Annotated in this window: 18 protein-coding genes; 13 read left to right on the top strand and 5 right to left on the bottom strand. The window is 73.1% G+C overall.

The window, feature by feature from the left end:
• The first annotated feature begins 14 nt into the window (after positions 1-14).
• Entirely contained in the window at positions 15-749 is a 735-nt protein-coding gene (ppgK, locus tag POF43_RS15110) for a polyphosphate--glucose phosphotransferase (protein ID WP_271314658.1), read from the top strand.
• Between the two features lie 744 nt (positions 750-1,493).
• Here the strand turns inward: ppgK and POF43_RS15105 are convergent.
• Positions 1,494-2,051, bottom strand: coding sequence for a DUF6542 domain-containing protein (locus POF43_RS15105; RefSeq protein WP_271318900.1), 558 nt, complete (start codon positions 2,049-2,051; stop codon positions 1,494-1,496).
• 214 nt (positions 2,052-2,265) lie between these two features.
• On the opposite strand from POF43_RS15105, the gene xseA reads away from it, so the two are divergent.
• Both xseA and POF43_RS15095 read left to right on the top strand, forming a co-directional pair.
• Entirely contained in the window at positions 2,266-3,501 is a 1,236-nt protein-coding gene (xseA, locus tag POF43_RS15100; RefSeq protein ID WP_271317936.1) for an exodeoxyribonuclease VII large subunit, read from the top strand.
• Positions 3,502-3,554: 53 nt separating this feature from the next.
• Positions 3,555-3,812: an exodeoxyribonuclease VII small subunit gene (locus tag POF43_RS15095; protein WP_271317935.1), complete on the top strand. Its 258-nt coding sequence runs from the start codon at positions 3,555-3,557 to the stop codon at positions 3,810-3,812.
• Between the two features lie 147 nt (positions 3,813-3,959).
• Here POF43_RS15095 and POF43_RS15090 read toward each other — a convergent pair whose 3' ends face one another.
• Positions 3,960-4,505 (bottom strand): DUF4245 domain-containing protein, encoded by a 546-nt coding sequence (locus POF43_RS15090; protein ID WP_271323414.1) that lies wholly within the window; start codon positions 4,503-4,505, stop codon positions 3,960-3,962.
• Between the two features lie 153 nt (positions 4,506-4,658).
• On the opposite strand from POF43_RS15090, the gene glpX reads away from it, so the two are divergent.
• Positions 4,659-5,690, top strand: coding sequence for a class II fructose-bisphosphatase (glpX, locus tag POF43_RS15085; RefSeq protein WP_271317933.1), 1,032 nt, complete (start codon positions 4,659-4,661; stop codon positions 5,688-5,690).
• 73 nt (positions 5,691-5,763) lie between these two features.
• Here glpX and POF43_RS15080 read toward each other — a convergent pair whose 3' ends face one another.
• Together POF43_RS15080 and POF43_RS15075 are read right to left on the bottom strand one after the other, a co-directional pair.
• A complete protein-coding gene (locus tag POF43_RS15080) occupies positions 5,764-6,117 on the bottom strand; it encodes a WhiB family transcriptional regulator (RefSeq protein WP_372516018.1) in 354 nt (117 codons plus the stop codon).
• Between the two features lie 252 nt (positions 6,118-6,369).
• A complete protein-coding gene (locus POF43_RS15075; protein ID WP_271323413.1) occupies positions 6,370-7,053 on the bottom strand; it encodes a DUF1707 SHOCT-like domain-containing protein in 684 nt (227 codons plus the stop codon).
• Positions 7,054-7,178: 125 nt separating this feature from the next.
• Here POF43_RS15075 and POF43_RS15070 point away from each other — a divergent pair, with 125 nt between their 5' ends.
• The 7 genes from POF43_RS15070 to POF43_RS15040 all read left to right on the top strand — a co-directional run bounded on the left by POF43_RS15070 (position 7,179) and on the right by POF43_RS15040 (position 17,251).
• Complete coding sequence (locus POF43_RS15070) at positions 7,179-8,834, top strand: fumarate hydratase (protein ID WP_271323412.1); 1,656 nt, start codon at positions 7,179-7,181, stop codon at positions 8,832-8,834.
• A 292-nt stretch (positions 8,835-9,126) separates the two neighbouring features.
• Positions 9,127-10,173: a Scr1 family TA system antitoxin-like transcriptional regulator gene (locus POF43_RS15065; protein ID WP_271316664.1), complete on the top strand. Its 1,047-nt coding sequence runs from the start codon at positions 9,127-9,129 to the stop codon at positions 10,171-10,173.
• 324 nt (positions 10,174-10,497) lie between these two features.
• On the top strand, positions 10,498-11,898 hold the full coding sequence (locus tag POF43_RS15060; protein ID WP_271323411.1) for a class II fumarate hydratase: 1,401 nt from the start codon (positions 10,498-10,500) through the stop codon (positions 11,896-11,898).
• A 93-nt stretch (positions 11,899-11,991) separates the two neighbouring features.
• Positions 11,992-12,720 (top strand): cytidylyl-2-hydroxypropylphosphonate hydrolase, encoded by a 729-nt coding sequence (gene fomD, locus POF43_RS15055; RefSeq protein WP_271316666.1) that lies wholly within the window; start codon positions 11,992-11,994, stop codon positions 12,718-12,720.
• 131 nt (positions 12,721-12,851) lie between these two features.
• Positions 12,852-13,544, top strand: coding sequence for a class I SAM-dependent methyltransferase (locus POF43_RS15050; protein ID WP_271316667.1), 693 nt, complete (start codon positions 12,852-12,854; stop codon positions 13,542-13,544).
• 4 nt (positions 13,545-13,548) lie between these two features.
• On the top strand, positions 13,549-15,618 hold the full coding sequence (locus POF43_RS15045) for an ATP-binding SpoIIE family protein phosphatase (protein ID WP_372516017.1): 2,070 nt from the start codon (positions 13,549-13,551) through the stop codon (positions 15,616-15,618).
• Positions 15,619-15,802: 184 nt separating this feature from the next.
• On the top strand, positions 15,803-17,251 hold the full coding sequence (locus POF43_RS15040; RefSeq protein WP_271322778.1) for a catalase: 1,449 nt from the start codon (positions 15,803-15,805) through the stop codon (positions 17,249-17,251).
• Between the two features lie 76 nt (positions 17,252-17,327).
• Here POF43_RS15040 and POF43_RS15035 read toward each other — a convergent pair whose 3' ends face one another.
• Positions 17,328-19,523: a transglycosylase domain-containing protein gene (locus POF43_RS15035; protein WP_271315416.1), complete on the bottom strand. Its 2,196-nt coding sequence runs from the start codon at positions 19,521-19,523 to the stop codon at positions 17,328-17,330.
• 233 nt (positions 19,524-19,756) lie between these two features.
• On the opposite strand from POF43_RS15035, the gene POF43_RS15030 reads away from it, so the two are divergent.
• Both POF43_RS15030 and POF43_RS15025 read left to right on the top strand, forming a co-directional pair.
• The gene (locus POF43_RS15030) at positions 19,757-20,701 is read left to right on the top strand and encodes an SPFH domain-containing protein (protein WP_271322779.1); all 945 of its coding nucleotides are present in this window, start codon (positions 19,757-19,759) and stop codon (positions 20,699-20,701) included.
• Positions 20,698-21,000 (top strand): type II toxin-antitoxin system antitoxin, encoded by a 303-nt coding sequence (locus POF43_RS15025; protein WP_271322780.1) that lies wholly within the window; start codon positions 20,698-20,700, stop codon positions 20,998-21,000. Before POF43_RS15030 ends, POF43_RS15025 begins: the two co-directional genes overlap by 4 nt.
• The last annotated feature ends 109 nt before the right edge of the window (positions 21,001-21,109 follow it).

Here is a 21,109-nt window from a genome sequence, read left to right as displayed (position 1 = left end):
CGTAGCGTGGACGGATGAATGTCTTTGGGATCGACATCGGCGGATCGGGGATCAAGGGCGCCCCGGTGGATCTGGAACGCGGTGACCTGGCGCAGGAGCGGCACAAGGTGCTCACCCCGCACCCGGCCGAACCGGACTCGGTGCTGGCGGCCGTCAAGGAGGTCGTCGGGCACTTCGAGTGGTCCGGGCCGGTCGGCGTGACCTTCCCCGGCGTGGTGGCCGACGGCGTCACCCGGACCGCGGCGAACATGCACCCCGACTGGGTGGGGCTGAACGTCGGCAAGGTGCTCGGCGACGCCCTCGGCATGCCGGCCACCGTGATCAACGACGCCGACGCGGCCGGCATGGCCGAGGTCTCGTTCGGCGCGGCGCGCGGCCACGGCGGCACGGTGATCGTGCTGACCTTCGGCACCGGCATCGGCAGCGCGGTCTTCGTCGACGGCCGCCTGCTGCCGAACACCGAACTCGGCCACCTGGAGCTGCGCGGGCACGACGCGGAGCACAAGGCGTCCTCCAAGGCGAAGGAGGTCGAGGAGCTGAGCTGGAAGCACTGGGCGCACCGGGTCAGCAAGTACCTCGCGCACGTGGAGATGCTCTTCTCCCCCGACCTGTTCGTCATCGGCGGCGGCGTGAGCCGCAAGGCGGAGAAGTTCCTGCCGCTCATCGAGGGCGTCCGGGCCGAGGTCGTCCCGGCACTGCTCCAGAACAACGCGGGGATCGTCGGCGCGGCGATGGCCGCCAAAGGGTGACCCTCCGGGGGTTGCGGGGGATGTCCGTCGCTGACCCCCACTGACGCCTATCGGCTCCGCCGGTTCCGGTTCCGCCCCGGTTCCGGTTTCGTCCGGTTCCGGTCCGCCAGTTCCGGTTCTGTCCGGTCCCGGTTCTGTCCGGTCCCGTCCGGTTCCGGTTCCGGTTCCGGTTCCGGTTCCGTCCGGTTCTGTCCGCTTCTCCGGCCGCCGGCCGGGCCCGGCTCCGGGGACCTCCGGCTCCGGCTCGGCCGGGCTCCCGGCTCCGACACGCCGGTGGTGAGCGGTGACGGCGCTCCTTGAGAACGCCGTCACCGCTCACGCGGGGGTCCGCCGCCGCGGGAAATCCGGGGACGCGGGCTCCGGGTGTACGGACCGGGCGGAGGCACCGCTCACGCGGGGACCCGCCGCCGCGAGGGCTCCGGGGACGCAGCGTTCCGCTCCCGCAGGGCCGGTACCGCTCACCCCGGGCCGCATACGCGGGTCACCGTTGACATCGGCAACCGGTCGCACCGGGCACCGTCACCCCGGCCCCGCCGCCGCCCCACCCACCGCACCGGTGACCGGCCGCACCGCCCAACGCCACCCACCGCACCGGTGACCAGCCGCACCGGTGACCGGCCGCACCGCCCACCGCACCGGCAAACCGGCCGCACCGCCCACCGCACCGGCAAACCGGCCGCACCGCCCACCACCCAGCGCCACCCACCCCGCCGGAAACCCCCTCACCGCCGACGTCGGCAACCCTCACCCCGACGCCGGTCTCCCCTTCGCCTCCGCTCGGCGGGCGCCGAACCAGCGGGCGGTGGCGATCGCGGCGGACAGCACGGTGCCGGTGTACAGCCAGCCCGTCTGGGTGGCCAGGCCGGTGACGGTGGCGGCCACGAAGCCCAGGAAGCCGCCTCCGCCGTCCGCGCCGGTGACCGCCACGCCCAGGGCGAAGGCGATCGGGGCGCCGACCGGGGCGGCGGCCAGGTCGGCGCGGCGTACCCAGCAGGCGGCGGCCACGCTGGCCAGTACGAAGACGACGCCGTAGAAGGCGCCGAGGTCGTCGCTGAAGACCCGGTTGGCGGCGCCGCCCAGCAGCGTCAGGACGCACAGGACGACGCCGGTGCCGAAGCCGGTGAGCCGGGCGGCCGGGCGGCCCGGCGGACGGACGCCGCCGGGCCGGGACGGCGGACGGGCGGGCCTGCCGGGCGGACGGCCGGCGGCCGGGCGGTCGGAGGCGGAACGCGACAGCCGGGGACCGCCCCCGCCCGCTTCTTCGGGGGACGGGCGCGGAATGCGCGTGCGGGGTTGCTCCACCGGACCAACGTAGGCAACGAGGGGGGCGGATGGCGGCGCCTGACACGCCCTTTCGCCCTCCTTCACGCCCCGTTGGGCCGAGCGGGCGGCCCGACCGGGCCGAGCGGGCCGGTCGGCGGGACCGGGCCGGGCGGGGCGGGCGGCCCGGCCGGCGGGGCGGGAGGCGATGCCGGCGGGGCGCCGCGCTGTCGGTGGCGGCGGCTAACCTCCCGGTATGGCACTCAGCACGTCGGCGCAAGCGCCGATCCCGGTCGGCGAGGTCTCGCGGCTGATCGGGGGGTGGGTCGACCGGCTGGGCGCGGTCTGGGTCGAGGGGCAGATCACCCAGTTGTCGCGGCGGCCGGGCGCGGGCGTGGTCTTCCTGACGCTGCGCGACCCGTCGTACGACATCTCGATCGCCGTGACGTGCTTCCGCGGCGTCTTCGAGGAGGTCGCGGACACGGTGACCGAGGGCGCCCGGGTGGTGGTGCACGCCAAGCCCGAGTGGTACGCGCCGCGCGGGCAGTTGTCGTTGCGCGCGGTGGAGATACGACCGGTCGGCGTCGGCGAACTGCTGGCCCGGCTGGAGCGGTTGAAGCGGACGCTGGCGGCGGAGGGGCTGTTCGCGGCGGACCGCAAGAAGCCGCTGCCGTTCCTGCCGCAGCTGATCGGGCTGGTGTGCGGGCGGGCGTCGGCCGCCGAGCACGACGTGCTGGAGAACGCGCGGCTGCGCTGGCCGGCGGTGCGGTTCGAGGTGCGCAACGTGCCGGTGCAGGGCGCGCTGGCGGTCCCGCGGGTGATCGAGGCGGTCCGCGAGCTGGACGCCCGCGACGACGTCGACGTCATCGTGGTGGCCCGCGGCGGCGGCAGCGTGGAGGACCTGCTGCCGTTCTCCGACGAGGAGCTGGTGCGGGCGGTCGCGGCGTGCCGTACGCCGGTGGTGTCGGCCATCGGGCACGAGCCGGACTCGCCGCTGCTGGACCTGGTCGCCGACCTGCGGGCCTCCACGCCGACCGACGCGGCGAAGAAGATCGTGCCGGACGTCGGCGAGGAGATGGACCGGGTGCGGCAGTCGCGCGAGCGGGCGCTGCGGGCGGTGCGCGCCCTGCTGGACCGGGAGGAACGCGGACTGGCCGCCGCGGTCAGCCGGCCGTCGATGGCCCGGCCGCACCGCATGGTCGACGACCGCAGGGCCGAGGCCGACGCGCTGACCGAGCGGGCCCGGCGGCACCTGCGCCACCTGCTGGACCGCGCCGACGCCGAGCTGTCGCACACCCGCGCCCGGGTCGTCGCCCTGTCCCCGGCCGCCACGCTGACCCGCGGCTACGCGGTGCTCCAGCGCGCCGACGGTTCGGCGGTGCGCGCGGCCGGCGACGTGGCGGACGGCGAGGTGCTGCGCGCCCGGGTCGCCGACGGCGCCTTCACCGTCCGCCGCGACGACGCGCCACCGGAGAACGCCGCCGGGGCCTGACCCCGCAGGCGCCCTGAGCGGGGACTGTCCGTGCGGGCGCCTAGGCTTGCCGCATGGCTGAGACGGCTGGGGACACCCTGGGGTACGAGGAAGCGCGCGACGAGCTGGTCGACGTCGTCCGGCGGCTGGAGGCGGGCGGCTCGACGCTGGAGGAGTCGCTGGCGCTGTGGGAGCGCGGCGAGGAGCTGGCCCGGGTGTGCCGCCGCTGGCTGGACGGCGCCCGCGCCCGGCTGGACGCGGCGCTGTCCGGCGACCGGCAGGCCGACGGCACCGACGGGGACGGGGACGCGAACGCGCCGCGCGGGGAGTGACCGCCGCACGGGGACCGACCGCACCGGTGGGACGGGGTCACCCCCGCCCGGCAGGCGACCGCACCGGCGCGAACGCGAACACCCCGCCCGGCAGGCGACCGCACCGACCCCGACGGAGTCACCCCGCACAGCAGGTGACCCCGCGCGTCACGACGTGCGCAACGCGCCCGCGAGTTGGGCGAGCTGGCTGTACGGCGCGGTGCCGAGGACCACGGTGGTGCCGCCGTGGGCGCCGGTCGTGGTGCGGGCCAGCGCGCGGTAGCGGCCGCCGCCGTAGCGCTGCCAGGTGGTGCCGGAGACGGTCTGCGTGCCGTCGCGGTGCGACTGCTGGGTGACCGAGGCGATGAACGACGCGGCGCCGGCGTTGGTCTGCTCGACGGCGGCGTACTGGTTCTGCGGGTCGATGAACCCCAGGTGCCAGTGGTCCGCCCTGGGGTCGGCGCCGTCGTAGGACACCGAGGTCGCCCGCCACTGGCGCGACAGGCCCGAGGGACCGGCGACCGGGTAGGGCGCCGCGCGGCGGGCCAGGTCCAGTTCGACGCGGTAACTCACCGGGTGCACCGGGTCGTGCCCGGACCGGGGGATGAAGACGTAGACGCCGGCCACGACGACGCCGATCACCGCGATCGACAGCACCATGTCCCGGACGGTCTGCTTGCCACGCTGCTCTGCCACCTCCCCATGGTCCCCCATCCCCGCGGCGGTCCGCGTCAGGGGTCGCCCCCGGGGTAAACGTCACAGCGCGGGCCGCTCATGTGAGGTGGGCCCTGCTCAACCTGAACGGTGGGCCGATACAGTCGCAGCACCCTCATTTCCGGCCGTCGCCGTACAGAAAGGTGCGCTCCGATGACCGAACACAACATGCCGTCCCAGCTCGAAGTGGGTCCGGAGGACCCCGATCGCAACCTGGCCCTGGAACTGGTCCGCGTCACCGAGGCCGCGGCGATGGCCGCCGGCCGCTGGGTCGGGCGCGGCGACAAGAACGGCGCGGACGGCGCGGCCGTCAAGGCCATGCGCACGCTCGTGCACACCGTCTCGATGAACGGCGTCGTCGTCATCGGCGAAGGCGAGAAGGACGAGGCGCCGATGCTCTTCAACGGGGAGCGGGTCGGCGACGGGACCGGCGCGGAGTGCGACGTCGCCGTGGACCCGGTGGACGGCACCACGCTGACCGCCAAGGGGATGCCGAACGCGGTCTCCGTCCTGGCGGTGGCCGAACGCGGCGCGATGTACGACCCGTCGGCGGTGTTCTACATGGACAAGCTGGTCACCGGCCCGGAGGCGGCCGACTACGTGGACATCACCGCGCCGGTGGCGGTGAACATCCGCCGGGTCGCCCGGGCGAAGGGCGGCGCCCCGGAGGACGTCACCGTCATGGTGCTGGACCGGCCGCGGCACGACGGGCTGGTCCAGCAGATCCGCGAGACCGGCGCCCGGATCAAGTTCATCGCGGACGGCGACGTGGCCGGCGCGATCATGGCGGCCCGCGACGGCACCGGCGTCGACCTGCTGCTGGGCATCGGCGGCACCCCGGAGGGCATCATCGCGGCCTGCGCGATCAAGTGCCTGGGCGGCACGTTCCAGGGCCGGCTGTGGCCCAAGGACGACGCGGAACGCCGCCGGGCGCTGGAGGCCGGGCACGACCTGGACCGGGTGCTGCACACCGGCGACCTGGTCAGCGGGGAGAACGTCTTCTTCGTGGCCACCGGCATCACCGGCGGGGACCTGCTCAGCGGTGTGCGGTACCGCGCGGAGACCGCGACCACCTCGTCGCTGGTCATGCGTTCGAAGTCCGGCACCATCCGGCAGGTCGAGGCGACCCACCGGCTGTCGAAGCTGCGCGCCTACAGCGCGATCGACTTCGACCGCGCCAACTGACCGGCGCCCTGCGCCAGGCACGGAAGCGGGGCCCCGCCGTCCACGACGGCGGGGCCCCGCTCCGGTCGGGTGGTCAGCCCGCCGCGGCGATCCGGGTGGCACGCTGGAGTTCCACGTCCCGGCGCCGCCGCCGGGCGAGCACCACGCGGCGTTCGGCGGCGGTCAGTCCGCCCCACACCCCATAGGGCTCGGGCTGGAGCAGCGCGTGCTCGCGGCACTCCAGCATGACGGGACAGCGCGCACAGACCTGTTTGGCGGCCTCCTCGCGAGACAGCCGCGCGGCGGTCGGCTCCTTCGACGGAGCGAAGAACATGCCCGCTTCGTCACGGCGGCAGGCCGCCTCCGCGTGCCACGGGCCGGCCAGATCCCGGGGGTGACGATACGAGGACGTGGTCGCGTCCTTCGCGGACTCGATCGGTTGCAGCACGGGGTACTCCTGACGACGGCTTCGGCGTTGTGTGTCACCCTGGCCCGCCGCTGCGCACAGCTGTCCTCATCACGTGTTCCCCGCCCAGCCGTACGAGAGACGTCGCCGGGAGGCTTACCCGTTGTGCGTCCGTTCATGCGGAGAGTACGCGTCCGCACGCCCCTCGATCCCGGAATTCTGGTGTCTCAACCCGCTTTGTCGCCCCAGGAGTTGACAACGGTGACCGGCTCTGCGGCGGGGTGGCGCCGACCGTCAGCCCCGGCCCCGGCCCCACGACTTCAGCCGCCGGCCGACCCGGCGCTTGGCGCTGGTGCCGCCGAACAGGGCGAGGCCGGTGATGACCACGACCGGCGCGTCCGGGTCGGCCGACTCGTGGCTGTCGACGTCGAACCCGCCGAAGATGCCGGTGCCGGTGCAGCGCAGCGTCACGTTCTCCGGGAGCTTGATGTCGGTACCGCCGAAGATCGAGACGGTGTTGATCCGCACCTCGCGGTGTTCGAAGACCGCCTCGGTCAGGTCCAGTTCGACGCCGCCGAAGCAGGCGAACGCGTTGGTGCGGCGCCCGACGCGCCAGCGGCCCTTGCGGCTGGCGCCGCTGAAGACGGCGACCAGGTTGTCCGCCTCGCCGTCGGACCCGGCGTACTCGCCGCCGGACCGGTCCCGCGGCGCCGGCCGGGGCACCGCGCCGCCGGGAACGGCCGGCAGGTCCCGTACCAGCGGCTCCAGCGCGCCGACGGTCTTCGCCCGGTAGACGGCGTCGATCCGCTCGGAGTGCTCCTCGGGGTCGAGGCGGCCCTCGGCGAGCGCCTCCCCCAGGATCTCCGCGACCCGGTCGCGGTCCGCGTCGGAGGCGCGGATGTCGGCCTCGGCGTAAGGCTTGCGCGCCGGGGGGTTCTGGGGCTGCTGCTCTCGCTTCTGGAGCGGTGACTCGTCCACGCCCCCACGATAGCCAAACGCGATAGATCGTGACCAGGGACACCGTCCCCCGGCCGCGACGGCCCGGCGCGGCGGCATACGCTGGTCGGGCTTCGTCGACGCCGCCGAGTGAGGAACTGATCACGATGCCCGAGTTCGTCCATACGGATCTGCTGCCGACCGGTGCGGACGAGACGCCGTACCGCCTGGTGACCTCCGAGGGCGTGTCCACCGTCGAGGCGGGCGGGCGCACCTTCCTCACCGTCGAGCCGGAGGCGCTGCGGCTGCTGGCGGCCGAGGCGATGCACGACATCTCGCACTACCTGCGCCCGGAGCACCTCGCGCAGCTGCGGCGGATCCTGGACGACCCGCAGGCCAGCGCCAACGACCGGTTCGTGGCGCTGGACCTGCTGAAGAACGCCAACATCGCCGCCGCGGGCGTGCTGCCGATGTGCCAGGACACCGGCACCGCGATCGTGATGGGCAAGCGCGGCCAGCACGTGCTGACCTCCGGCGGTGACGAGGAGGCCCTGTCGCGCGGCATCTTCGACGCGTACACCAAGCTCAACCTGCGGTACTCGCAGATGGCGCCGCTGACGATGTGGGACGAGCGCAACACCGGCTCCAACCTGCCGGCCCAGATCGAGCTGTACGCGACCGACGGCGACGCCTACAAGTTCCTGTTCATGGCCAAGGGCGGCGGTTCGGCGAACAAGTCGTTCCTCTACCAGGAGACCAAGGCCGTCCTCAACGAGGCGTCCATGATGCGGTTCCTGGAGGAGAAGATCCGCTCGCTGGGCACCGCGGCCTGCCCGCCGTACCACCTGGCGATCGTGGTGGGCGGCACGTCGGCGGAGTTCGCGCTGAAGACCGCCAAGTACGCCTCCGCGCACTACCTCGACGAGCTGCCGGCGCAGGGTTCGCCGGCCGGCCACGGCTTCCGGGACCGCGAGCTGGAGCAGAAGGTCTTCGAGCTGACCCAGCGGATCGGCATCGGCGCGCAGTTCGGCGGCAAGTACTTCTGCCACGACGTGCGGGTGGTGCGGCTGCCGCGGCACGGTGCGTCCTGCCCGGTGGCCATCGCGGTCTCCTGCTCGGCCGACCGGCAGGCGAAGGCGAAGATCACCGCCGAGGGCGTCTTCCTGGAGCAGCTGGAGACCGACCCGGCGCGGTTCCTGCCGGAGACCACCGACGAGCACCTCGACGACGACGTGGTGCGCGTCGACCTCAACCGTCCGATGAGCGAGATCCGCGCGGAGCTGACGAAGTACCCGGTCAAGACCCGGCTGTCGCTGTCGGGGCCGCTGGTGGTGGCCCGCGACATCGCGCACGCCAAGATCAAGGAACGTCTCGACGCCGGCGAGGAGATGCCGCAGTACCTGCGCGACCACGCCGTCTACTACGCCGGGCCGGCCAAGACCCCCGAGGGCTACGCGTCCGGGTCGTTCGGCCCCACCACCGCGGGCCGGATGGACGCCTACGTCGAGCAGTTCCAGGCGGCCGGCGGCTCCCTGGTCATGCTCGCCAAGGGCAACCGCTCGACCCAGGTCACCACGGCGTGCGCGGCGCACGGCGGGTTCTACCTCGGCTCCATCGGCGGCCCGGCCGCCCGGCTCGCCCAGGACTGCATCAAGAAGGTCGACGTCCTGGAGTACGCCGAACTCGGCATGGAGGCGGTCTGGAGGATCGAGGTCGAGGACTTCCCCGCCTTCATCGTCGTGGACGACAAGGGCAACGACTTCTTCACCGACCCCTCCCCCGCCCCCACCTTCACCTCGATCCCGGTGCGCGCCCGGTCCTGACCGCGCGGCACCGCACGTCACGTCACATCACCGCATCCACGCAGTACGGCCCGGGGCAGCGACAACGCCCCGGGCCGTACTGCGTGCGCCGGGCCGCGCGGGCGGTGCCGCCGCGCCGGGCCGCGTGCGCCGTCCCGCGCGGGCCGCGTCAACCGGGGTCAACCGGGCGCGGTGCGGGGACTACGGCATTCGTCACCCATTGTGCTGGAAGCGCTACCAGCTGCTGATGGGCGGCACTAGGGTGCAAGACCGCCCACGGCACCGTGCCGCACCGCACCACGGGGAGTCCGCGATGGTCAACATCAAGGAGATCGACGGGTCGAGCAACCCGCGCGCCTTCTTCGGCTCGGAGTTCCGCCGGCTGCGGGAGGCGGCCGGCCTCACCCAGGCCGAACTGGGCAAACTCCTGTACATCACGGGCTCCTACGTCGGCCTGTTCGAGACCGGCGCGCGGTGGCCGAAACGCCGGCAGGACGTCGAGCACATGGACGTAGTGCTGGCCTCGGACGGCCACCTGACCCGGGTGTGGGAGATGGCGACGCGGACGCCGTACTTCCCCGACTACTTCCAGCACCAGGCGAAGAACGAGCAGATGGCGACGAAGATCGAGGACTTCTCCGCGACGCTGGTGTTCGGGCTGCTCCAGACCCCGGACTACGCGCGGGCGGTCTTCCGGGCCGGCAGCCCGTTCCTGACCGAGGAGGAGATCGACCGCAGGACCGCCACCCGCATGGGCCGCGCGAAGGTCCTGCGCACCAAGGACGGCACGTGCGGGGCGCAACTGTGGGTGATCATCCACGAGTCCGTGCTGCGCACCCCGGTCGGCGGGCCGGAGGTCATGCGGGGGCAGCTGCTGCACCTCACCCAGCTGATCGGCACCCACCGCGTGGTCATCCAGGTGCTGCCCTTCTCGGCCGGCGCCCACGCGCTGGCCTCGGGCTCGGTGACGTTGATGGAGCTGCGGGACCAGCCGACCGTCGCCTACGTCGAGGGCCCGTGCGCCGGGCAGGTGCTGTCGGATCCGGCCATCGTGCGCAGACTGCGGCAGAGCTTCGACCTGGTGCGGGCCGCCGCGCTGCCACCGCAGGAGTCGGCCGCGCTGATCGACACGCTCGCGCGGGAGTACCGGTTCACCGCGTTCGCCCGGGCCCCGCGGTTCCCGGTCCCCTGGCGTGCCTCCAGCCACAGCGGCCCCGAGGGCGGCAACTGCGTCGAGGTCGCCCGCGACGGCGGCACGGTCGCCGTCCGCGACTCCAAGGACCCGGCCGGCCCGGTCCTGACGTTCGGCGCCGCCCAGTGGACCGCGTTCGTGGCCTTCGCCAGCGCCCGGCGGCCGTGACCCGGCGGCCGTGACCGGGCGGCCGTGACCCGGCGGCCGTGACCGGGCGGCCGTGACCGGGCGGACGTGCCCCGGCGGACGTGCCCCGGCGGACGGCGGCACCCGCGATCCGGCGGCCCACCGCCTCCGGTGACCCGCCGCCTCCGGTGAGCACCGCACCCGGCGGCACCGCGTCCGCGTCCGGCGGCCACCGCGTCCGCCTCCGGTGAGCACCGCGCCCGCGTCCGGTGAGCACCGCGCCCGGTGAGCACCGCGCCCACCCCGATCGGGCGCACCCGGTGTCCGCCGGGAACAGAACGCGGCGTCCGGGGCACTGTCATAGGTATGAGTGACAAGGACGCGTTCCGGACCGAGCACGACTCGATGGGTGAGGTGCGGGTTCCGGCGAAGGCGAAGTGGCGGGCGCAGACGCAGCGGGCGGTGGAGAACTTCCCGGTGTCGGGGCAGCCGATCGAGCGGGCGCTGATCGAGGCGCTGGGCCGGATCAAGGCGGCCGCGGCGCTGGTCAACGCCGACCTGGGCGTGGTGGACGCGCGGGTCGCGGCGGCGATCGCCGCAGCGGCCGGCGAGGTGGCGGACGGGCGCTGGGACGCGGAGTTCCCGGTGGACGTCTTCCAGACCGGGTCGGGCACGTCGTCGAACATGAACGCCAACGAGGTGATCGCGACGCTGGCCGCCGAGCGGCTGGGCGGGGACCGGCCGGTGCACCCCAACGACGAGGTGAACGCCTCCCAGTCCTCCAACGACGTCTTCCCCTCCGCGATCCACATCGCGACGACCTCGGCGGTGGTGCGGGACCTGATCCCGGCGCTGGAGTACCTGGCGACCGCGCTGGAGGCGAAGGCGGCGGAGTTCGCCGACGTGGTGAAGGCCGGGCGCACCCACCTGATGGACGCCACGCCGGTGACGCTGGGCCAGGAGTTCGGCGGGTACGCCGCCCAGGTGCGCTACGGGGTGGAGCGGCTGCTGTCCACGCTGCCGCGGCTGGCCGAACTCCCGCTGGGCGGCACGGCGGTGGGCACCGGGATCAACACCCCGCCCGGGTTCGCGAAGGCGGTCGTGGAGAAACTCGCCGGAGACAGCGGCCTGCCGCTGACCGAGGCGCGCGACCACTTCGAGGCGCAGGGCGCGCGGGACGCGATCGTGGAGACCTCCGGGCAGCTGCGGGTGATCGCGGTCGGGCTGACGAAGATCGCCAACGACCTGCGGTGGATGGGCTCCGGGCCGCGGGCCGGCCTGGCGGAGATCAACCTGCCGGACCTGCAACCGGGTTCGTCGATCATGCCGGGCAAGGTCAACCCGGTGATCCCGGAGGCGGTGGTGATGGTCGCGGCCCAGGTGGTGGGCAACGACGCGACGGTGGCGTGGGCGGGGGCGTCCGGCACGTTCGAGCTGAACGTGACGCTGCCGGTGATCGCGGACAACGTGCTGCGGTCGGTGCGGCTGCTGGCGAACGTGACGCGGCTGCTGGCGGACCGCGCGGTGTCGGGGGTGACGGCCAACGTGGAGCGGGCCCGGCGGTACGCGGAGTCCTCGCCGTCGGTGGTCACGCCGCTGAACCGGTACATCGGCTACGAGGAGGCCGCCAAGGTGGCCAAGCAGGCGCTGGCGGAGGGTTCGACGATCCGCGAGGTGGTGCTGGCGCGCGGCTACGTCGAGCGCGGCGACCTGACCGAGGCGCAGCTCGACGAGGCGCTGGATGTCCTGCGCATGACGCGGCCATGACGCCTGGTCGGCCGGGCCGGTGCCGTGTGACGCGGCTGTGACGTCATGTCACACCCGGTTACCGGGACGGCCCGCGGCTCCTAGGATCGGTTCATGACAGCCGAATCTTCCACCGCCTTCCCGCCAGGAGGCGCGAGAGACACCTACTGGCGGCCGGGGACACAGGTGTTGTGGCGGTACCGGGGCAACGGGCCCGGGCACCGCGACCAGGTGCACATCGCAAGACCGGTGACCGTGGTCCGCGACGATCCGGAGGTGCTGGCGGTGTGGATGGCGCCGGGCACCCGGTGCGTCAAGCCGGTGCTGGCGGACGGCACGCCGGTCTACCGCGAACCGCTGGCGACCCGGTACCGCAAGCCGCGCACGACGCGGGTGGAGCGCTGGTGGGGCACCGGGGTGCTGAAGCTGGCGCGGCCGGACGAGCCGTGGTCGGTGTGGCTGTTCTGGGAGCCGGGCTGGCGGTTCAAGAACTGGTACGTGAACCTCGAGGAGCCGCGCCGCCGATGGGCGGGCGGGGTGGACTCCCAGGACCACTTCCTCGACATCCACGTCAATCCGGACCGGACGTGGGGCTGGCGGGACGAGGACGAGTTCGCGCAGGCGCAGGCCGACGGGCTGATGGAGGCGGAACTCGCCGAGCGGGTGCGCTCGGCCGGGGCCCGCGCGGTGCGGGTGATCGAGGCGGGCGGCCCGCCGTTCGGGGACGGCTGGCAGGACTGGCGGCCGGACCCGGCGTGGCCGGTGCCGGCACTGCCCGACGATTGGGACCGGTTCACCCCCGCGGCCGGGGGCGGTGCGGGTACCGTGAGCGGAAGCAACTGATTGGGTAAGCCTCCTGTTGACCCCCGCCTCTTCATACATAGGATCGTCCTTCGCAGTTTGAGTACTCAGGGAAACGCAAGTCGGCAGCCGGACTTGACGCTGGGTCGGGGAAGCAGGGAGTCGGGGAACACGTGGAGTCCGAAGTCATCGGCCACTACGACGAGTTGGGCCGCGATCGCGACGGTCAGGCCGAGGCGTTCGACGCCATCGGTGAGCGGTACGACCAGGCGTTCCCGCTCAAGGAGGGCCAGTGGGCGGCCGGCGCGTGGCTGGCGGCCTCGCTGCCGGCCGGCGCGGCCGTGCTCGACCTGGGCTGCGGCTCCGGGCTGCCGACCGCCCGGCAACTGGTGGACGCCGGCCACCGCGTCACCGGGGTGGACGCCTCCCGGCTGATGGTGGAACTCGCCCGCGCCAACGTGCCGCAGGCCGACATCCACCACCTCGACCTGGCCGACCTGCGCGACGGCGGGCCGGCCGAGGCGCTGGCCGGCGGCGACGGGCGCTACGACGGGGTGGCGGCGTTCTTCTCGCTGCTGATGCTGCCCCGCCACGAGATCCCGCACGCGCTGCGCATGATCGCCGCGCTGCTGCGTCCCGGGGGGCTGCTGGCGCTCGGGATGGTGGAAGCCGACGTGGATGATTTCCCGATTCCGTTCCTGGACACGACGATCCGGGTATCGGGATATTTGCGGGACGAGTTGCGCCTTGTTGTGATGGACGCCGGCTTCGACGTGGTGGAGGAGTCCAGTCACTCGTACGCCCCGGCGAGCACCCAGGTGCCGCCGGAGGAGCAGATCTTCCTGCACTGCCGACGGCAGGCCTGAGCCGATGTACGGGCCTCCCGGCGGCGTACGGACGGATATGGATGGAACCCCCAGCGTGACGGAGCACCGCGCCCCCAGGCGGGCGGCCGAGGAGAACAGCGCCGGCGAGACCGACGAGGCGCGCCCGCACGAGCCGGCACCGGACGGTGAGCCGGCGGTACCCGCGCAGGCGGCACCGCCGGACCCGCGGGCCCCGGGCGGCCGGGCGGCGGCGGACGCCACCGCGCCGCGGTCCAAACCGCGCACCGCGCGGGGCGGCAGCGGCGGCGGGCGCGGCGGCGGTTCGGGCCGCGGCGGCGACCAGCAGGCCGCCCCCGGCGGCGGCCGGCCGGCCCAGGGCGGCCGGCGCGGCGGCGGCGCGCACGCGGGTGCGGCGGAGAGCGAGACGTCCCGGCTGCGGTACGTGGGTGCCGCCACCCGGCGCATCGCGCGCGGCATGGACCTGGACGAGATCGTGCTGGGGCTGTGCCGTTCGGTGGTGCCGGCGTTCGCCGACGCGATCCTGGTCTACCTGCGCGATCCGCTGCCGGTCGGCGACGAGCGGCCGGTGGAGCCGCTGGTACTGCGGCTGCGGCGCACCGACCGCGTTCCGGAGGAGGCGACGGAGACCCCGCTGCCGGACGGGCCGGGGGCGGCGACCCGGTTGCCGCTGGCGCAGGCGCCGGAGGTCAGCGGTGCCTCGGAGACCACGCACGTGCGCGCGGACGGGCCGCTGGCGGAGGTGCTGCGCGGGGTGCGGCCGCTGTTCGCGGACCTGCCGCTGGCGTCCGGCGCGCTGGCGGAGCTGGTGGCCTGCGAGATGCCGGCCGGCCGCCGGGCGATCCTGGCGCCGCTGCGGGGGCGGCGGCGGGTGATCGGCGCGGCGGTGATGCTGCGGCGGGCGGACCGTCCGGCGTTCGAGGGCGACGACCTGCTGGTGGCGGCGCAGCTGGCGACGCACACCGCGCTGGGGGTGGACAAGGCGGTGCTGTACGGCCGGGAGGCCTACATCGCCGACCAGTTGCAGCGCGCGATGCTGCCGGACTCGCTGCCGCAGCCGACCGGGGTGCGGCTGGCGAGCCGGTACCTGCCGGCGGCGGAGACCGCGCGGGTCGGCGGTGACTGGTACGACGCGATCCCGCTGCCGGGCAGCCGGGTGGCGCTGGTGGTCGGCGACGTGATGGGCCATTCGATGCAGTCGGCGGCCATCATGGGCCAGCTGCGCACGACGGTGCAGACGCTGGCCGGTCTCGACCTGCCGCCGCAGGAGGTGCTCTACCACCTCGACGAGCAGGCGCAGCGGCTGGGCCACGACCGGATGGCGACGTGCGTGTACGCGGTCTACGACCCGATCGCGCACCGCCTGGTGGTGGCGAACGCCGGGCATCCGCCGCCCGTGATGCTGCACGCGGACGGCCGTACCGAGGTGCTGAAGGTGCCGGAGGGCGCGCCGATCGGGGTGGGCGGGGTGCCGTTCGACGCGGTGGAGCTGCCGGCGCCGGCCGGGGCGACGCTGCTGCTGTACACCGACGGTCTGGTGGAGTCGCGGACCCGGGACGTGTGGGCCGGGATCGAACGGCTGCGCGAGCGGCTGGGGTCGGTGGGGTCCATCGTGTGCCCGCCGCCGCTGGAGCCGTTGTGCGACGAGGTGCTGGACATCCTGGGCCCGGGCGACCGCGACGACGACATCGCGCTGCTGGCGGCCCGGTTCGACGGGATCGCGCCGGGCGACGTGGCGTACTGGTTCCTGGAGCCGCATCCGCGCACCGCCGGGCACGCGCGGCGGCTGGTGCGGCGGGCGCTGGACCGCTGGGGCCTGGAGGAGCTGACGGACTCGGTGGAGCTGCTGGTCAGCGAGATCGTGACGAACGCGGTCCGGTACGCCGGACGGCCCATCACGCTGCGCCTGCTGCGTACCGACGTGCTGCGCTGCGAGGTCGGCGACGACGCGCCGCAGCTGCCGCGGCTGCGGCACGCGGGCATCCAGGACGAGAACGGCCGCGGGCTGTTCCTGGTGCAGCGGCTGGCGCAGCGGTGGGGCGCCACCCGGCTGAGTGCCGGGAAGGTGGTGTGGTTCGAGCTGACGCTGCCCTGACGCGGCGGGCCCGGGGGCGCGGGGGGCGCGGCGGGCGCGGGGGCCCGGGGGGCGGCTTCCCGTTTGGGCGGCTGACAACGGGTTAGCTTTGCTTCGTCCACCTGTTGCCGATGTGTCGGCCCGGCGGTTGACTGCGGAGCAAGGACACAGCGGCCCGAACCCCCACCATTGGGAGAGACGCCCGATGACCAGCCCCCACACGACCAACAACGCCGGCATCCCGGTCGAGAGCGACGAGCACTCGCTGACCATCGGCCCGGACGGCCCGATCCTGCTCCAGGACCACTACCTGATCGAGAAGATGGCCCAGTTCAACCGGGAACGGGTGCCGGAGCGGGTGGTGCACGCCAAGGGCAGCGGTGCCTACGGCGTCTTCGAGGTGACGAACGACGTCAGCCAGTTCACCAGGGCGGACCTGTTCCAGCCGGGCCGCAGCACCGACATGCTGGCCCGGTTCTCCACGGTGGCCGGTGAGCAGGGCAGCCCGGACACCTGGCGCGACCCGCGCGGCTTCGCGCTGAAGTTCTACACCCAGCACGGCAACTACGACCTGGTGGGCAACAACACGCCGGTCTTCTTCGTGCGGGACACCATCAAGTTCCAGGACTTCATCCGCTCGCAGAAGCGCCGCCCGGACAACGGTCTGCGCGACAACGACATGCAGTGGGACTTCTGGACGCTGTCGCCGGAGTCGGCGCACCAGGTGACGTGGCTGATGGGCGACCGCGGCATCCCGAAGTCGTACCGTCATATGAACGGCTACGGGTCGCACACGTTCATGTGGGTCAACGGCGGCGGCGAGAAGTTCTGGGTGAAGTACCACTTCAAGACCGACCAGGGCATCGACTACCTCCCCCAGCAGGACGCCGACCGGCTGGCCGGGGAGAACGCCGACCTGCACCGGCAGGACCTGTGGCAGGCCATCGAGCGCGGCGACCACCCGTCGTGGACGCTGTACGTGCAGGTCATGCCGTTCGACGACGCCCCGGACTACCGGTTCAACCCGTTCGACCTGACGAAGGTGTGGCCGCACGGCGACTACCCGCTGATCGAGGTCGGCCGGATGCGGCTGGACAAGAACCCCGAGGACTTCCACGTCCACATCGAGCAGGCGGCGTTCGAGCCGGCCAACATGGTGCCGGGCATCGCGCCCTCCCCGGACAAGATGCTGCTGGGCCGGCTGTTCTCCTACCCCGACACCCACCGCTACCGGATCGGCCCGAACTACGCGCAGCTGCCGCCGAACCGGCCGCACGTGCCGGTGCACTCCTACGCCAAGGACGGCCCGATGCGCTTCGAGCCGGCCCGTACCGGTGCGCCGTACGCGCCGAACTCCTACGGCGGCCCGGCGGCCTCGGCGGAGGCCCACCGGGACATCGCCGGCTGGCGCGCGGCCGGCGAGATGGTCCGCGAGGCGTACACCGCGCACCGCGAGGACGACGACTTCGGCCAGCCGGGGACGATGGTGCGCCAGGTGCTGGACGACGCGGCGCGCACCCGGCTGGTGTCGAACGTCGCCGGGCACCTGATGGACGGCGTGAGCCGGCCGGTGCTGGACCGGGCGCTGCGCTACTGGCGCAGCATCGACAAGGAGACCGGCGACCGCATCGCCACCGCGGTCAACGGCGGCTGACCGCGAGCCGCGGCACGGCGGGCGGACACCCAGCAGGGCCCGGCGTCCGGGAAGGACGCCGGGCCCTGCTGGGGTGTCACGGGGTGGCGGAGCCGCTGCGGGTGGCGCGCTGGGCCTGGCGGTACTGCGGCTGGGTCGTCCCCGGGGAGAGCGAGGTGGACGGGCTCGGCGGGCCGGTGGGCTGGCCGGGCGGCGGCGAGCCGGAGACCGGCGGCGACACCGGCGGGCTGGACGGCGGCAGGGACGGCGGCGGGCTGGACGGCGGCGTCGACGGCGGCGCGGAGGACGCCGGGGCCGACACCGACACCGACGGGCTGGGCGGCGGCGCGACGGCGTCGCCCTGGTCGGTCTCCAGGTCGAACTTGCGCGGCGGCCGGCTCTCCAGCGCGGCGTGGGTGTACTGGCCCCAGATCTGCGCCGGGTAGCCGCCGCCGTTGACGCGGAACTGCGGGTCGGGGCTGCCGGTGCCGGTCAGCGGGACCTGGGCGTTGGTCTTGGCGTCCTGGCCGAACATGCCCACCGAGGTGACCAGGTCCGGGGTGTAGCCGGTGAACCAGGCCGACTTGTTGTTGTCGGACGTGCCGGTCTTGCCGGCCACCTGGCTGGGCTGCCGGGCGGCGGTACCGGTACCGGAGTTGACCACACCGGTGAGCACCGAGGTGACCGAGTCGGCGGTGTCGCGGCTGATGACCTGGCTGCCGATGGGGTTCTTCAGCGCGACCTTCTGGCCGGCGCGTACCACGGACTTGACGATGGTCGGGGTGACCTTGACGCCGTGGTTGTCGAACGTGGCGTAGATGCCGGCCATGGTCAGCGGGCTCGCGCCCATGGTGCCGAGCGCGATGGCCGGGCCCTCGCGCAGGTCGGGGGTGTCGGCGGGCATGCCGAGCGAGACCGCGGTGTTGGCGACCTTGTCCAGCCCCACGTCCACCGCGAGCTGGGCGAAGACGGAGTTGACCGAGTCGTCCATCGCCTTCTGCACGGTGATGTCGCCGTAGTTGGCGCCGTCCTCGTTGGGCGGCGCGAACGGCACCGAGGTGCCGACCACCGGGCGGCCGGACTTGCCGCTGTAGACGGTGTTCGCCGTGATCGGCTGACCGGCCTGGTCGGTCGCCTTGTTCTCCAGCGCCGAGGCCAGCTCGACCGGCTTGAACGTGGAGGCGACCTGGTAGTCGGCGCGGGTCTCGTTGGGCTCGTAGTGCTGCGGGGGGCCGACGCCGCCGTACAGGGCCACGATGTAGCCGGTACTCGGGTCGACGGAGGCCGCGCCGACCTGGGCGTTGGCGTCCTTGGGCCGCAGCTTGGTGTTGAGCCGGTCGGTGACCTGGGTCTTGACCGCCGCCAGCAGGTCCTTCTGCTTGGCCGGGTCGATGCTCAGCGTGACGGTGTACCCGCCGGCCGCCAGCTGGGCGGTGGGCAGTTCGCCGGACGCGTTGAGCTCGTCCTGGGCGAGAGTGACCAGGTAGCTGTTCTGGCCGGTCAGTCCGGGGGCGGGCTTGGGCTTGATCGGCTGCTGGAACGTCGCCTTGGCCAGCGCCTGCGGGGTGAGCCACTTCATGCCGACCATGTTGTTCAGCACGTAGTGCCACCGGGCCAGCGCGAGCTGCTTCTCGGTGGGGTCGGCGACGGCCATGTCGTACTCGCTGGGCGCCTGGACCAGCGCGGCGAGGTAGGCGCCCTGCTCGACGGTCAGCTTGCCGGCGTCGATGCCGTAGTAGGCCTGGGCGGCGGCCTGGATGCCGTAGGCGCCGCGGCCGAAGTAGCAGGTGTTGAGGTAGCCGTCGAGTATCTGGCTCTTGCTGACGTCCTGGTCGACCTTGAGCGAGATGATCAGTTCCTTGGCCTTGCGGCTGACGGTCTGGTTCTGCTCCAGGTAGTAGTTCTTGACGTACTGCTGGGTGATGGTCGAGCCGCCCTGGGTGCCCTTGCCGGACAGCGTGTTGTAGACGCCGCGGGCCATGCCCTTCAGGTCCACGCCGCTGTCGGTGTAGAACGTCTTGTTCTCGGCGGCCACGAAGGCGTGCTGCACCGGCAGCGGCACCTGGTCCAGCTCCACCTTCTGCCGGTTGATCTGGCCGGTGCGGGCGATGACCTGGCCGTTGGACAGCTGGTAGATGTTGGCCTGGGCGGTGGCGGCGCTGTTGGCGTCGGGGATGTTCACCGAGTAGTAGAGCGCCAGGAACGCGCCCATGCCGGCCAGCACGATGAGGAAGACGCCCCCGAGGACCCACCGCAGGATCCGGCGTCTGGGTTTGCCCCCCTGCCGTTCCACGCGGGTCGGCTTCACCTTGCCCCTGGTTCCCACGGCCTGACTCCCTCGTAACACACCTCGGCGCAGACCGACGAACTTAACACCGGCACCTGACCTTATTTGACGAAAGTCGCACGAAATCAGCCCTCCTGGGGCGTGAGAAGAGCCACGCCAGGTTCCCGGAACCAAAAAATGTGCTATCACTTTGCTAGGAGCGTGACAGCACGCACCACCGCTGGGAAACGAGGGAAGCCATGCCCGACACCGACCGGTCGCAGGTCAGCGACGTACCGCAGATGCCCAAGCCGCGAGTGGCCGAACGCCGGGCGACGGGTTCGGCGGGGCTGCCGTTCCTGCTCGCGGCGCCGTTCGTGCTCGCCGCCGCCATCACGCTGATGGTGCTGGGCGGCAACCAGGCGGACGGGATGTCGTCGGACCTGTCGGTCGCCCTGGTGTGGATCGGCGTCGCGCTGATCGTGCTGAACGCACTGATGATGCGCGGCCTGACCCAGGTCGCCCCCGGCCAGGCCCGGGTCATCCAGCTGTTCGGCCGCTACCGCGGCACCATCCGCGAGGACGGCCTGCGGTGGGTCAACCCGTTCACCTCGCGCCGGGCCATCTCCACCCGGCTGCGCAACCACGAGACGGCGGTGCTGAAGGTCAACGACGCCTACGGCAACCCGATCGAGATCTCCTGCGTGGTGGTCTGGCGGGTCACCGACACCGCCCAGGCGGTCTTCGAGGTGGACGACTTCACCAAGTTCGTCTCCATCCAGACCGACACCGCGGTCCGGCACATCGCCACCCACTACGCCTACGACGCGCACGGCACCGAGGAGCTGAGCCTGCGGGAGAACGCGGAGATCATCACCGAGCAGTTGTCGACGGAGATCTCCGCCCGGGTGGAGTCGGCCGGCGTGCGGATCATCGAGTCGCGCTTCACCCACCTCGCGTACGCGCCGGAGATCGCCTCGGCCATGCTGCAGCGCCAGCAGGCCGGCGCCATCGTGGCCGCCCGGGCCACCATCGTGGACGGCGCGGTCGGCATGGTGGAGTCCGCCCTGCAACGCATCGCGGAACAGGGGCTGGTCGACCTCGACGAGGAGCGCAAGGCCGCGATGGTCAGCAACCTGCTGGTGGTGCTCTGCGGCGAGCGGGCCGCCCAGCCGGTGCTGAACACCGGCACCCTGTACGCGTGACGGATTCCCAGGCGCCGCGCGGCACCGAGCGCGATCGCGAGCGCAAGAAGGTGCTGCTGCGGCTCGACCCCGCCATCCACGACGCGGTCAGCCGGTGGGCCTCGGACGAGCTGCGCAGCGCCAACGCGCAGATCGAGTTCCTGCTGCGGCGCGCGCTGACCGACGCCGGCCGGCTGCCGACCGGGGTACGGCCGATCGCCCGCCGCGGCCGCCCCCCGCGCGACGCGGATCGGGACCGGCCGGAGGAGGGCCGGGCGGAGCAGTCGCAGCAGGAGCAGTCGCAGCAGGACGGGAGCTGACCGGGAGGGGGCCGAGCAGGACGGGGGCCGATCGACCGGGGCCCGGACCGCCGTTGGCGGCCCGGGCCCGAGCCGTTCCGGCGCCCGCACGCACTCCCGCTCCCACTCC

Origin of the sequence: Streptantibioticus silvisoli, from assembly GCF_027947535.2 — a bacterium.
Taxonomy (GTDB): Bacteria; Actinomycetota; Actinomycetes; order Streptomycetales; family Streptomycetaceae; genus Streptantibioticus_C; species Streptantibioticus_C silvisoli.
The sequence above is the reverse complement of the archived record's forward strand: the minus strand, read 5'-3'. Positions and strand labels throughout refer to the sequence as shown.

Coding starts and splice junctions, on each gene's coding strand:
- ppgK (WP_271314658.1), top strand. CDS start 15: ATGAATGTCTTTGGGATCGACATCGGCGGATCGGGGATCAAGGGCGCC.
- xseA (WP_271317936.1), top strand. CDS start 2,266: ATGGCACTCAGCACGTCGGCGCAAGCGCCGATCCCGGTCGGCGAGGTC.
- POF43_RS15095 (WP_271317935.1), top strand. CDS start 3,555: ATGGCTGAGACGGCTGGGGACACCCTGGGGTACGAGGAAGCGCGCGAC.
- POF43_RS15090 (WP_271323414.1), bottom strand. CDS start 4,505: ATGGGGGACCATGGGGAGGTGGCAGAGCAGCGTGGCAAGCAGACCGTC.
- glpX (WP_271317933.1), top strand. CDS start 4,659: ATGACCGAACACAACATGCCGTCCCAGCTCGAAGTGGGTCCGGAGGAC.
- POF43_RS15070 (WP_271323412.1), top strand. CDS start 7,179: ATGCCCGAGTTCGTCCATACGGATCTGCTGCCGACCGGTGCGGACGAG.
- POF43_RS15065 (WP_271316664.1), top strand. CDS start 9,127: ATGGTCAACATCAAGGAGATCGACGGGTCGAGCAACCCGCGCGCCTTC.
- POF43_RS15060 (WP_271323411.1), top strand. CDS start 10,498: ATGAGTGACAAGGACGCGTTCCGGACCGAGCACGACTCGATGGGTGAG.
- fomD (WP_271316666.1), top strand. CDS start 11,992: ATGACAGCCGAATCTTCCACCGCCTTCCCGCCAGGAGGCGCGAGAGAC.
- POF43_RS15045 (WP_372516017.1), top strand. CDS start 13,549: ATGTACGGGCCTCCCGGCGGCGTACGGACGGATATGGATGGAACCCCC.
- POF43_RS15040 (WP_271322778.1), top strand. CDS start 15,803: ATGACCAGCCCCCACACGACCAACAACGCCGGCATCCCGGTCGAGAGC.
- POF43_RS15030 (WP_271322779.1), top strand. CDS start 19,757: ATGCCCGACACCGACCGGTCGCAGGTCAGCGACGTACCGCAGATGCCC.